This is a genomic window from Sediminibacter sp. Hel_I_10 (genome assembly GCF_000688335.1).
Taxonomy (GTDB): domain Bacteria; phylum Bacteroidota; class Bacteroidia; order Flavobacteriales; family Flavobacteriaceae; genus Psychroserpens.
In genome coordinates this window covers 915,000-928,330 of the sequence record NZ_JHZX01000001.1, presented here as the reverse complement: position 1 = coordinate 928,330, position 13,331 = coordinate 915,000, and the positions used below count along the sequence as shown (strand labels likewise).

The 13,331-nt window shown below is 37.4% G+C and carries 7 protein-coding genes; 3 read left to right on the top strand and 4 right to left on the bottom strand.

Going from position 1 to position 13,331, the window contains the following annotated elements:
* Window positions 1–39: 39 nt before the first annotated feature.
* The gene (gene thrA, locus P176_RS0104035; protein WP_026753490.1) at window positions 40–2,484 is read right to left on the bottom strand and encodes a bifunctional aspartate kinase/homoserine dehydrogenase I; all 2,445 of its coding nucleotides are present in this window, start codon (window positions 2,482–2,484) and stop codon (window positions 40–42) included.
* 324 nt (window positions 2,485–2,808) lie between these two features.
* On the opposite strand from thrA, the gene P176_RS0104030 reads away from it, so the two are divergent.
* Complete coding sequence (locus tag P176_RS0104030; RefSeq protein ID WP_026753489.1) at window positions 2,809–4,365, top strand: bifunctional ADP-dependent NAD(P)H-hydrate dehydratase/NAD(P)H-hydrate epimerase; 1,557 nt, start codon at window positions 2,809–2,811, stop codon at window positions 4,363–4,365.
* 58 nt (window positions 4,366–4,423) lie between these two features.
* Here the strand turns inward: P176_RS0104030 and P176_RS18965 are convergent, their stop codons facing one another.
* The gene (locus tag P176_RS18965) at window positions 4,424–5,842 is read right to left on the bottom strand and encodes a TlpA disulfide reductase family protein (RefSeq protein WP_051605397.1); all 1,419 of its coding nucleotides are present in this window, start codon (window positions 5,840–5,842) and stop codon (window positions 4,424–4,426) included.
* 123 nt (window positions 5,843–5,965) lie between these two features.
* Here P176_RS18965 and hutH point away from each other — a divergent pair, with 123 nt between their 5' ends.
* On the top strand, window positions 5,966–7,477 hold the full coding sequence (gene hutH, locus P176_RS0104020; RefSeq protein WP_026753488.1) for a histidine ammonia-lyase: 1,512 nt from the start codon (window positions 5,966–5,968) through the stop codon (window positions 7,475–7,477).
* Between the two features lie 4 nt (window positions 7,478–7,481).
* Here hutH and P176_RS0104015 read toward each other — a convergent pair whose 3' ends face one another.
* Window positions 7,482–7,847 (bottom strand): hypothetical protein, encoded by a 366-nt coding sequence (locus tag P176_RS0104015; protein ID WP_026753487.1) that lies wholly within the window; start codon window positions 7,845–7,847, stop codon window positions 7,482–7,484.
* Between the two features lie 91 nt (window positions 7,848–7,938).
* Entirely contained in the window at window positions 7,939–10,491 is a 2,553-nt protein-coding gene (locus P176_RS0104010; RefSeq protein ID WP_026753486.1) for an ATP-dependent Clp protease ATP-binding subunit, read from the bottom strand.
* 257 nt (window positions 10,492–10,748) lie between these two features.
* Here P176_RS0104010 and gyrA point away from each other — a divergent pair, with 257 nt between their 5' ends.
* Window positions 10,749–13,310, top strand: a complete 2,562-nt coding sequence (gene gyrA / locus P176_RS0104005; RefSeq protein WP_026753485.1) for a DNA gyrase subunit A — start codon at window positions 10,749–10,751, stop codon at window positions 13,308–13,310.
* Window positions 13,311–13,331 lie beyond the last annotated feature (21 nt).

Here is a 13,331-nt window from a genome sequence, read left to right as displayed (position 1 = left end):
GTTTTAAATAGTTGATGAAGATTTCCGAAGGTCATAAATCTATTTATTAAGTGTTCTAATGATATCTGCAAATAGACCAGAAGCCGTTACACCTGCGCCGGCACCAGCTCCCTTAATAATCATGGGTTGTTCTGGATAACGCTGTGTGTAAAACATAACAATGTTATCTTTTCCTTCTAGATTGTAAAAAGGATGTCCCGCTGGAATTTCCTTAAGTCCTACTTTTGCGTGATGGCCATCAAATTCGGCAACATATTTTAACTGTGAGGCATTACGCTGTGCAGAGGCAAATAGTTTTTGAAAGTGTTGCTCATCATCAATAAGTGTCTCGTAGAAATCTGATACGCTGCCACTTTCAAGATTTTGCTTGGTTAAGAAAGCATCATTTTCAATATCTTCAAGATTCATTTCTGTACCACCTTCTCGCGCTAAAATCAATATTTTACGTGCAACATCTACACCGCTCAAATCAATTCTAGGGTCTGGTTCAGTATAGCCTTCTTTTTGAGCTTGCTTTACAACATCATGAAATTTGGTGTTGGCATTAAAATTATTGAAAACAAAATTAAGACTACCCGATAGCACAGCTTGGATGGAGGTGATTTGATCTCCAGAAGCAATCAAGTTGTTAAGGGTGTCAATTACAGGAAGTCCTGCTCCCACATTGGTTTCAAACAAAAAGGGGGCGTTGTATTTTCTAGAAAGTTCCTTAAGTTCTTTATACGTATGAGAGTCACTAGAGCAGGCAATTTTATTACAGGCCACAACAGCAATACTCTGTTTAAGATAGTGCGGATATAATTTTGCTACAGCATCATTGGCCGTGATATCCACAAAAATACTGTTTCTAAGGTTGAAGCTTTTAGCGCGCTCCAAAAAACCATCTAGAGAAGCCGTTTCTCCGTCTGCTAATTGTGCTTTCCAATCCTTTAGGTGAATGCCAGAATCGTTGAGTAGCATCGTTCTACTATTAGAGAGACCAACAACTTTGATATTGATTTTAAGTTGATCTTTTAAGTAAGACTTTTGCTTTTTGATTTGTTCAATCAATCTTTCGCCCACATTACCAACGCCAGTGATATAGACATTAAGCTGTTTGGTCTGTGTTTCAAAAAAACGTTCGTGTAAGGTGTTCAGTGCTTTTTTGACATCTTTTTCAGCAATTACGGCCGAAATGTTTTTTTCTGAAGCACCTTGGGCAATGGCTCTAATATTGATATTATTTTTTCCTAATGTGCTAAACATTTTTCCGCTCACGCCCTGATGACTTTTCATGTTATCACCTACTAGGGCAATAATCGATAATTCTGTTTCAACAATTAATGGATCGATTTTGTGAAGTGAAATCTCATTCTCGAAGGTTTGATCAATGGACGATTTTGCGAGATCAGCATCATGGGCGTCAATTCCGAAGCAAATGGAATGTTCAGATGACGCTTGGGTAATAAAAATAACATTGATTTTTTCGGTAGCCAAGGTTTCAAACAATCGTTTTGAAAAGCCTGGAATCCCTACCATGCCGTTGCCTTGCAGCGTTAACAAAGCAATATTGCTAATATTGGAAATGCCCTTTACAGGGTTTGAGCTCATAACATGATCGTTAGATATTTTGGTGCCATCAGCTTGAGGCTCTAAGGTGTTTTTGATATGAATAGGTATGTTGGCATCCAATACCGGCTGTACGGTTGGTGGATATAGAACCTTGGCTCCAAAATGAGAAAGCTCCATGGCTTCTTGATATGAAAGGTGCTCTATAGGAAATGCGTGTTTTACAAGTTTAGGGTTTGTGGTGTACATGCCGCTAACATCGGTCCAAATCTCTAAACGATTTACTTTAAGAGCAGCTGCAACGATAGCTGCTGTAAAATCTGATCCGCCTCTGCCCAAAGTCGTAATTTCTCCGGATAAGGATTTTGAAATAAATCCAGGCAAAATGGTAATTTGTTGTTTTGCTTCGGAAAAGTAAGCGTTAATGTTAGTATTGGTCTGTTTGTAGAGCACTTCGGCCTTTGTGAAATTGGAGTTGGTCACAATCAAATCCTGACTATTCTTTCTTACGGCATCAACACCTCTACTTTTAAGGGTTTCGGCAATAATAAATGAGGATAGAAGCTCTCCAAAACTCACGAGTTTATCTGAAGTTTTGGGAGATAGTTCATTAATAAGAAAAATACCATCCAAAAGCTGTTTGAGCAGCTGTAATTTTGCTTCCAAATGATTCACACTGCTATTGTGTTCCGAAGACATTAACTCTGAAAGTATGTTAACGTGAACCTCCTTGATGGCATCAAATTCTAAAATATAACGTTCATCCTTGGCTTGCGCAAGTTGGCCAGCTTTTAAAAGTCGGTCGGTAATACCTCCTACCGCAGAGACCACCGCAACCAATGATTCCTCTTTTGCATAATCCTGCAAAATGCCAATCACACTATTTATGTTTTTTACAGAGCCAACAGAGGTGCCTCCAAATTTTAAGACGTTCATTATAGAGTAGTGTTTGGTGTTGTGATTGTTTATAGCATTCTGAATACTTGTCAGAAAAACCAATAGTTCTTGTAGTTTCTTTTATTGAAATAGTGGGCAAAAAAGAGTTTTGAGCACATAAAAGTGACCGATTTAATCCCATTTTACGACGCATTAAAATCCTTTATAGACCGCAATAAACCTTTCAAAAGTATTATTTTTACAGTAATAAAAAAACTTATCAAAGTATTTTGCGATTTTTTTGATTGCAGCCCCATATTCTTGTTTTTTAGGCTAATAAATCGTGAAATATTAATAATACACTAAGTCATTAAAAAGAATTACATGAAGATTTTTTCTAAAGCCCAAATTTACGAAGGGGATCAATTAACAGCAAAAAAGCAAAACATAAGTTCTACAGAGTTAATGGAACGCGCCGGAACGCAAATCTTCAATTGGTTGCATGTGAGAATGCAAGGCGCTCAAGTGCCCATACATGTGTTTTGCGGCATAGGAAATAATGGAGGTGATGGCTTGGTTGTTGCTAGGCATTTAAATACACATGGCTATAATGTACACACTTACGTTGTTAATTATAGTGACAAGCGCTCCAAGGATTTTTTAGTGAATTATGATCGCATCAAGGACACCACTAAAAAATGGCCTCATATGCTGAATGCCGATTCTGACCTCCCAGATATTGGCAAGGATGATATCATTGTAGATGCTGTTTTCGGAATTGGTTTAAATAGGCCAGCCGACACCTGGGTTAAAAATCTTTTTCAACATTTTAAAAAAAGCGAGGCTTTTACTTTGGCTATTGATATGCCATCTGGCGTTTATACAGATAAAACACCAGAACAAGAAGAAGGTGTTGTTTGGGCCAATTATACTCTAAGTTTTCAAGCTCCTAAGCTGGTATTTTTTCTTCCAGAAACTGCAAAATTTTCAGGACAATGGGAAGTTTTAGATATTGGAATTGACCGTGACTATTTGATGGCCACAGAAACCGAGGTAGAGCTTATTGGTAAAAATGAGGTGTTACCTCTTTACCAACCAAGAGAAAAGTTTTCTCATAAGGGTACTTATGGGCATAGTTTGATAATAGGGGGTAGCTACGGAAAAATTGGAGCTGCTTTATTATCTTCTAAAAGTGCTTTGGCAATTGGTGCAGGTTTGGTCACTGCTTATGTACCTAAATGCGGCTATCAGATTATACAGACCGCGTTTCCTGAGGCAATGGTCTTAACTGATACGGCTGAAAATGAAATTTCAAACATTCAATTTGATATTGAGCCTACGGTTATAGGCTTAGGGACAGGTATGGGAACTTCAGAGGTAACAGCTCATGCATTAGAAGGCTTTTTAAAATCGAATAAAATACCATTAGTCGCGGATGCCGATGGCCTAAACATCATCTCTAAAAATGCGCCATTTTTAAAATTATTACCATCCAAAACCGTAATAACGCCACATCCAAAGGAGTTAGAACGACTTATTGGCAAATGGAAAGATGATTTTGATAAACTCAAAAAAGCAAAGGCTTTTTCCTCAAAACATGATTTGGTAATTGTGCTTAAAGGCGCAAATACAATAACAGTTTATAAAGACAAATGCTATGTCAATACCACAGGAAACCCTGGTATGGCAACAGCAGGTTCGGGAGATGTTTTAACGGGAGTAATCACTGGTCTTATTTCTCAAGGTTATAAGCCTTTGTCTGCAGCAATTTTTGGGGTGTATCTTCATGGCAAATCTGCAGATTTAGCCATTGAAGACTTGGGCTATCAAAGCCTAACTGCTTCTCATATTATAAAGAGTTTAGGGACAGCTTATCTTGATTTGTTTGCCCAACCAGAAGGCCCTCAAGTGGAAGAGGCAGAAGCAGAGGGCAAAAAATAAATCATAAAAAAAAAGCGCCACCTTTATGAGGTAGCGCTTTTTTTAATAGTCTTGTGATTTACATCTGTACTTTTGAATTGGAATCTGTTGTCTCTGAAGACATTCCCAATTGCGTTTCAAGCATTGCAGTCAATTTTGGGTCAGATGGTCTAGGCGCATCTGCATTAACAATATTTCCTTGAGGATCAATTAATAAAAACCTAGGGATACTGTTGATGGCATAGTCCTGGATAAATTTTGATTGCCAGTCATTGTCAGCAAAAATTTGCATACCGCCTAACTCCATATCATTTACCATTGCTACCCATTTGTCATGGTCTGCAGCTCTGTCAATAGATGTGCTTACAAACTCAATGTTTTCGTTGTGAAATTTACCTTCAACTTCTTTTAAGAACGGGATTTCACGTTTACATGGTCCGCACCATGTTGCCCAAACGTCAATGTAAACATATTTTCCTTTAAGATCATCAAGAGATGTAGTGCCACCTTTATGGTTCTCATAGTTTACAAATTTTGGAGAAGGCATGCCTTTAACCAAATTTTTGTTTTTTTCATAAGTTTCGGTTAAACTCTTCTTAACGTCTTCATCATTGGTGTTGCTTACAAACAGATTGTATATCTCCTCCATGTTTTCATTTCCTGGAGAGACCAAAAAGCCTCCTAAATAACTTATCACATCTGTTTTTAAAGCAGGGATCTTAATTTCTTTAATAGCGCTTAAATCTTCCGTAGTTATAGATGAAATATCGTCTCCAATAGTTTCAAACATATCGTCCATTGTTGCTTTAAAGGCCATTTGCTTATAACTTTGCGAGTTTCTGTAGGCTTTCGCATCATCGTAGGTCATAGACTTCAGTTCTTCAGGAAAAAATTCAGAAGATACCTCAAAACCTTGTTTTTTTGCATAATACGCATGGCTTTGCTCATAGGATTGTAACATGGCATACTGATCATAGACCAAATTTTGCTTTTCTGTTAACAAGAAATCCTTATCAGCTTCTTCGAGCGCTTCTAAAGCGGTTTGATTTGTTTTTTTGATGTCATCCACCTTAGCCTTATAAGAAGACTCATCGAGTGAGTAAAATTCTACTGAGTTAGCCATGACAGATTGGTTATCTCTTGTTTTTTGAGCTAAATAATTGTTTTCTGCGGCGCCAGTACCGGAGTACATCACACTTTCATCAAACTTCATAGCGTCAATCAATACATTGATACTGTCACCTTTGCTTAGATACATTGGTGTAAATTCTCGACCTATAGATAACGCATAAAATCCATTTTCAGGAATTCTTAGGGTATCTGTAAAAGTGCCATCTGCATTAATATTTATCTCAGTCTCATAATCACCAGCGGCCAACTTGGCCTTTTGGGCCTTAGTGTTTTCAATTTTTCCAGTTAATAAAGCGTAATCTACGTTCGCTTCTTTTTCACAAGCCAATATAGATAGCGCTGTAAACGCAATAAGTAATCGTTTCATGTTTTAAATTTTAATTCGCCCAAAAATAGAGTATTAGTAGATTGAATAAGAAAATTTAATAATTATTAACATTTCTTGGTTAGTAGTTAGGTATTACTCAAATTTGAACAGTAAATAGAACACATGAAAGACATACATTATATATCCTCTGAAAGATTGGAAATTTCTACTATAAGAGATATTATTTTTTTTGACCGTAAGGTGGAGCTCTCAGAAGAATCCGTTGAAAAGATTTTAAAATGTAGAGCTTATTTAGATGAAAAAATAAATACTGGGGAAACCGCAATTTATGGTATAAACACAGGGTTTGGCTCATTGTATAATGTAAAAATATCTAAGGATAAACTTGTGAAATTACAAGAAAACTTAGTGATGTCCCATGCCTGCGGTATTGGTGAGAATGTTCCAAAACCGATTGTAAAATTGATGTTGTTTCTTAAAATACAATCGTTAAGTTATGGACATAGCGGTGTGCAATTAGAGACGGTACAACGCCTTGTTGATTTTTATAATAATGATATTTTACCTGTAGTTTATACTCAGGGATCTCTGGGAGCATCTGGAGATTTGGCGCCTCTTGCGCATTTAGCGCTTCCTTTATTGGGTAAAGGGGAAGTTAATTATGATGGCAAGATATGTGCTACTGCAGAAGTTATGGATGCTTTTGGCTGGTCGCCCATTGTATTAAAATCAAAAGAAGGACTAGCATTGCTTAATGGCACTCAGTTTATGAGTGCTTATGGAATACATCTACTTTTAGAGTCTTATAAATTATCTTATTTGGCAGATTTGATAGGAAGTATTTCTTTGGAAGCTTTTGATGGGCGCATTGAACCTTTTAATGCTTTGGTGCATTTGGTAAGGCCACATAAGGGGCAATTAAAAACAGCAGAGCGAATTAGGGGGTTTTTAGAAGGAAGTGAACTGATTGTTCAGACCAAGGCACATGTACAAGATCCTTATTCTTTTAGATGCATGCCTCAAGTACACGGTGCCACAAAAGATACGCTTGAGTTTGTTAAAAAAACGTTTCTTACAGAGATTAATGCGGTAACAGACAACCCGAATATTTTTGTAGGTGACGATGAAATTATTTCTGGAGGAAATTTTCATGGGCAGCCACTAGCTCTTGCGCTTGACTATCTTAAAATAGCCATGGCTGAACTTGGGAATATTTCTGAGCGCAGAACGTATCAATTAGTATCAGGGTTACGGGGACTACCTATGTTTCTTGTTGATAATCCTGGGCTAAATTCTGGGTTTATGATTCCGCAATATACTGCTGCTAGTATTGTAAGTGCTAACAAACAGTTGGCAAGCCCTGCGAGTATAGATAGTATTGTTTCTAGTAACGGTCAAGAAGACCATGTGAGCATGGGGGCTAATGCCGCAGTACAAGCGTACACTTTGGTTGAAAATGTAAAGCGCATTTTAGCTATAGAACTCTTAAACGGTTCTCAAGCTCTGTTTTTTAGGGGGGCTTTGCGCTCTTCGGAAATGATTGAGGGATTTTTAAAGGCATATCGCAGCCAAATAGGTTTTGTAAAGGAAGATGAGATTTTACATGACTTAATGCAGAACTCAATAAAATTTATCACGGAGTTATCAGTTGAAAACGAATTGATTTTTGATTAAAAAATCATACTGCCAAAGAATCGGCCCATTCTTTCGCTTCGTCCAAATGATCAAAAACCTCAAAAGGTTTATTTAGAAATAATTTTTCAATCATGGCATTGGATTTAGCCATATAATTTGAAGAAACCACACAAAAGCCGAGTAGATTCTTTATTTGTGATACCGATTTATAAACATTTGGATCAACTCCGTATGAGTTGATGCGATGTGTGATGTAAACAAAAGGATTGCCTTTAAAATAATCTTGAGCAACAGCTTCAAGAATATCGCTTTTTTCAATATCAATCATTTGCCCTTCATCAACTATCACAATCATGTAGCCATTTTCGATATGGACTTTGCAGAATTCTAGTTTTAAAATTTCAGCCATGGATTAAATATAGCTATTGTTCTTGAAATAAAAAACGTATGCTTCTTTTTTATGAAAGCATACGTTTTTTTAATAAAAAGTGAACTTATGATTATTCAGGTTTGGCTTTTTCCTCAGCCTTCTGAATGTTAATGGTTAACTCATTTTTTTCGGCATCTAGATCCATTAAAATACTATCGCCTTCATGTAATTGAGAATTAATGATTTCTTCAGCAAGTGTGTCTTCAACGTACTTTTGAATAGCACGCTTTAACGGTCTTGCTCCGTATTGCTTGTCAAATCCTTTTTCAGCAATGTAGCCTTTTGCGACATCGGTAAGTACAAGCTCATAACCTAAATCTTTAATTCTAATGATTAAGTGCTGTAACTCAATATCAATAATTTTATTAATATCCTCTTTTTCAAGAGCGTTAAACACCATCACGTCATCAATTCTGTTTAAGAATTCTGGAGCAAATGCTTTTTTAAGTGCGTTCTCGATAACACTTCTCGTATTGTCATCGGCCTGTGCAATTTTAGCAGCAGTTCCAAAACCAACACCTTGACCAAAGTCTTTTAGTTTTCTGGCCCCAATGTTAGAAGTCATAATGATAATGGTATTTCTAAAATCGATTTTTCTACCTAAACTATCGGTCAAATAACCATCATCCAGTACTTGCAATAGCATATTAAATACATCTGGATGTGCTTTTTCTATCTCATCAAGTAGAATAACAGCATAAGGCTTACGTCTTACTTTCTCTGTAAGCTGACCACCTTCTTCATAACCAACGTATCCCGGAGGTGCACCAACTAATCTTGAGATGGCAAATTTCTCCATGTATTCACTCATGTCAATTCTAACAAGCGCATCTTCACTGTCAAATAATTCTCTAGCCAAAACTTTGGCAAGTTGAGTTTTACCAACACCTGTTTGACCTAAAAAGATAAAGGAACCAATGGGTTTGTTAGGATCTTTTAATCCCGCTCTATTCCGTTGGATCGCTTTAACAACTTTAGCTACAGCGTCATCTTGGCCAATAACTTTGCCTTTGATGAGCTCAGGTAATTTTGCCAGCTTGTTGCTTTCGGTTTGAGCAATTCTGTTTACAGGAATACCAGTCATCATAGAAACGACATCAGCCACGTTGTCATCTGTAACTATTTCGCGATGCTGTTTGGTTTCTTCTTCCCATTTTTCTTGGGCAATGGCCAAATCTTTTTCCAGTTGTTTTTCGTCATCTCTTAACTTCGCAGCCTCTTCGTATTTTTGTTTTTTGACTACGGTATTCTTGGTTTCCTTAACCTCTTCTAGTTTCTTTTCGAGCTCTAGAATTTGTTTAGGAACTTCGATATTGGTGATATGAACACGAGAACCAGCTTCATCTAGCGCATCAATGGCCTTGTCTGGTAAAAATCGCTCTGTCATATATCTGTTGGTCAACTTCACACAAGCTTCAATAGCTTCTGGCGTGTAATCAACATTATGATGTTCTTCATATTTACCTTTAATGTTGTTTAAGATTTCTATAGTTTGCTCAACCGTGGTTGGCTCTACAATCACTTTTTGAAAACGTCGCTCTAAGGCGCCATCTTTCTCGATGTATTGTCTATATTCATCTAAAGTTGTAGCGCCTATACATTGTATTTCACCTCTTGCTAAAGCGGGTTTAAACATGTTTGAAGCATCTAAGCTACCGGTGGCACCGCCAGCTCCAACTATGGTATGAATTTCATCAATGAACAAAATGATGTCATCATTTTTTTCTAGTTCGTTCATGACGGCTTTCATACGTTCCTCAAACTGACCTCGGTATTTTGTACCGGCAACTAAGCTCGCCAAATCTAAGGTCACCACGCGCTTATTGAATAAAATACGTGACACCTTTCTCTTTACGATACGAAGTGCAAGACCTTCGGCAATGGCCGATTTACCTACACCAGGTTCTCCGATTAATAAAGGATTGTTCTTTTTTCTTCGACTTAAAATTTGTGAAACTCTCTGTATTTCTTCCTCTCTACCCACAACAGGGTCTAGTTTTCCATCTTCGGCCATAACTGTTAGGTCTCTACCAAAGTTGTCTAATACAGGTGTTTTTGATTTTTTGTTCGATTTAGTAGAAGATTGGCCAAACGGATTTTGTTTCGCATCTCCACCATCATCGCCATCATCTTCTGAAAAAGATTCGGCTTTTGGAATTTCTAAATAGTCGTCATCATTTGTGATCATAGACTTGAATTGTTCTTTAACATTGTCATAATCCACTTTCAACTTATTGAGCAGTTTAGTAGTGGGATCATTTTCGTTTCTTAGTATGCACAATAAAAGATGTGCTGTATTAATAGACGTGCTTTGAAACAGTTTGGCCTCTAAAAAGGTTGTTTTAAGAGCACGTTCTGCTTGTCTTGTAAGGTGCAGGTTCTTTTTTTCGTTTGAAGACACCGTAATGTTTGAGTTAGCAGGGCTTAAGATTTCTACTTTGCGCCTTAAATGATTGAGATCAATCTCAAGCGCAGATAAGATATCTATTGCTTTACCATTGCCATCACGAAGTAGCCCGAGCATTAAATGTTCAGTACCTATAAAGTCGTGACCTAATCGTAAGGCCTCTTCCTTGCTAAATGCTATTACGTCCTTAACTCTTGGGGAAAAATTATCATCCATAGTAATTTCTTTCTGCATTAAAAATAATAAAATCTACCAAATAAAGGCAAAAACTATACCTTAATTGCGATGTACCTTAGCAAGGGATGAAAAATCAGGGCGAATTCAAAGTTTTTGACAAACTACTTATTAAAAAAACCTCAAATTGTTGTTAATAAAAACTTCTGAAAAACGACCTTCTAAAGACCTGAAAACTGCCCAAATTACTTATCTTAGCACGATTTGAAAACTTACAAAAGTCTAATTAAAACATATATATGGAAGAGGGAGAGAAATTGATTCCTATTAACATTGAAGATGAAATGAAATCGGCTTACATTGATTATTCAATGTCAGTCATTGTGTCACGTGCGTTGCCAGACGTAAGAGATGGTTTAAAACCAGTGCATAGAAGGGTTTTGTTTGGAATGCACGAATTAGGAGTTAGGTCTAATACCGCCCATAAAAAGTCGGCCAGAATTGTTGGTGAAGTACTGGGTAAATATCACCCACACGGTGATACCTCTGTGTACGATGCTATGGTTCGTATGGCTCAAGAATGGAGTTTGCGTTACATGTTAGTCGATGGCCAAGGAAACTTTGGTTCTATTGATGGAGATAGCCCTGCAGCCATGCGTTATACGGAAGCTCGTATGAGAAAGATTTCCGAAGAGATGTTAGCAGATATCGATAAGGAAACGGTTGATCTTCAGCTTAACTTTGATGATACCTTAAAAGAGCCTACGGTGCTTCCTACGAGAATACCAGGTCTTTTGGTTAACGGTGCTTCAGGGATAGCCGTTGGTATGGCTACCAATATGCCACCTCATAATTTAGCAGAAGTGGTTGATGGTACCATTGCCTACATTGAAAACAATGATATAGAGATTGATGAGCTTATTCAGCACGTAAAAGCTCCAGATTTCCCAACAGGAGGGATCATTTATGGGTATGACGGTGTAAGAGAAGCTTTTAAAACAGGCCGCGGACGTGTGGTGATGAGAGGTAAAGCTCGCATAGAAGAAGTTCAAGGCCGTGAGTGCATCATTGTTACTGAAATACCTTACCAAGTCAACAAAGCAGACATGATTAAAAAGACTGCGGATTTGGTTAATGATAAAAAAATTGAGGGCATCTCTTTAATCAGGGATGAATCTGATAGAAACGGAATGCGCATTGTATACGTGCTTAAACGTGATGCCATACCGAACATCGTTATAAATATGCTGTATAAATACACAGCATTGCAGTCTTCTTTTAGCGTTAATAATATTGCATTGGTAAAAGGGCGCCCACAGCTATTGAATCTAAAAGATATGATTCATTACTTCGTGGAGCACAGACATGAAGTTGTTGTTAGACGAACCACTTATGAATTGCGTAAGGCAGAAGAGCGTGCTCATATTCTTGAAGGTCTTATTATTGCTTCAGACAATATTGATGAGGTCATTGCCTTGATTAGAGCATCTTCTAATGCTGATGAAGCACGCGAAAAATTGATAGAGCGTTTTGAGCTTTCAGAAATTCAGGCCAAGGCTATAGTCGAAATGAGATTGCGTCAGCTTACAGGTTTGGAGCAAGACAAACTTCGAACTGAGTATGATGAATTGATGAAGACCATCGAAGATCTTAAGGATATTCTTGCCAATAAGGATCGTAGAATGGAGATCATCAAAGAAGAACTTGCTGTTATCAAAGAGAAATACGGTGATGAGCGTCGTTCTGTAATTGAGTATGCTGGTGGCGATTTGAGTATCGAAGACATGATTCCAGATGAGCAAGTAGTCATTACTATCTCCCACGCTGGATATATTAAAAGAACGTCATTAACTGAATATAAAACTCAAAATAGAGGAGGCGTAGGGCAAAAAGCCTCTACTACTCGAAATGAGGATTTCTTAGAATATTTATTTGTTGGTACCAATCACCAATACATGTTGTTCTTTACCCAAAAAGGGAAATGTTTTTGGATGCGAGTGTATGAAATTCCTGAAGGAAGTAAAACTTCTAAAGGAAGAGCTATTCAGAACTTGATCAACATTGAGCAAGATGATAGAGTTAAAGCTTTTATATGTACACAAGACCTTAAGGACGAAGATTACATCAACAGTCATTATGTCATTATGGCCACCAAAAAAGGTCAAGTTAAAAAGACCTCTTTAGAGCAATACTCACGTCCTAGAACTAATGGTATTAATGCTATTACTATTAAGGATGATGATGAACTTTTAGAAGCTAAACTCACAACTGGAAATAGCCAAGTGATGCTGGCCTTAAAATCTGGTAAAGCCATTCGTTTTGAAGAAGCCAAAACGAGACCTATGGGCAGAAATGCATCTGGGGTTAGAGGTATTCGATTAGCGAATGACAAGGATGAGGTTGTTGGTATGATCGCTATTGAAAACTCTCAAGAAGAATCGGTTCTGGTTGTTTCTGAAAAAGGCTACGGTAAACGAAGTTACATCGATGATCCAGAAGATGGAGAAGCGGTATACAGGATTACAAACCGTGGTGGTAAAGGTGTTAAAACCATATCCATTACAGAGAAAACTGGACACCTTGTAACCATTAAGAGCGTTACTGATGATGATGATTTGATGATTATTAATAGATCAGGAATTGCAATTAGAATGTCTCTTGAAAACTTAAGGATTATGGGACGCGCAACTCAAGGTGTGAAATTGATCAATTTGAGAGAAGGCGACTCTATTGCTGCGGTGGCCAAGGTCATGAAGGAAGAAGAGGAAGATATTGAATTGGATGAGGTGAACCTAAACCCTGACATCATCACAGATGATAGTGAGGATGGCACAACTATTGATAATTCAGAAGAAGAATAATTAATTAAAACAGATAACACT

Bases quoted from the DNA above. Each gene is read 5' to 3' on its own strand.
- thrA (WP_026753490.1), bottom strand. From the start codon at position 2,484: ATGAACGTCTTAAAATTTGGAGGCACCTCTGTTGGCTCTGTAAAAAAC.
- P176_RS0104030 (WP_026753489.1), top strand. From the start codon at position 2,809: ATGAAGATTTTTTCTAAAGCCCAAATTTACGAAGGGGATCAATTAACA.
- P176_RS18965 (WP_051605397.1), bottom strand. From the start codon at position 5,842: ATGAAACGATTACTTATTGCGTTTACAGCGCTATCTATATTGGCTTGT.
- hutH (WP_026753488.1), top strand. From the start codon at position 5,966: ATGAAAGACATACATTATATATCCTCTGAAAGATTGGAAATTTCTACT.
- P176_RS0104015 (WP_026753487.1), bottom strand. From the start codon at position 7,847: ATGGCTGAAATTTTAAAACTAGAATTCTGCAAAGTCCATATCGAAAAT.
- P176_RS0104010 (WP_026753486.1), bottom strand. From the start codon at position 10,491: ATGGATGATAATTTTTCCCCAAGAGTTAAGGACGTAATAGCATTTAGC.
- gyrA (WP_026753485.1), top strand. From the start codon at position 10,749: ATGGAAGAGGGAGAGAAATTGATTCCTATTAACATTGAAGATGAAATG.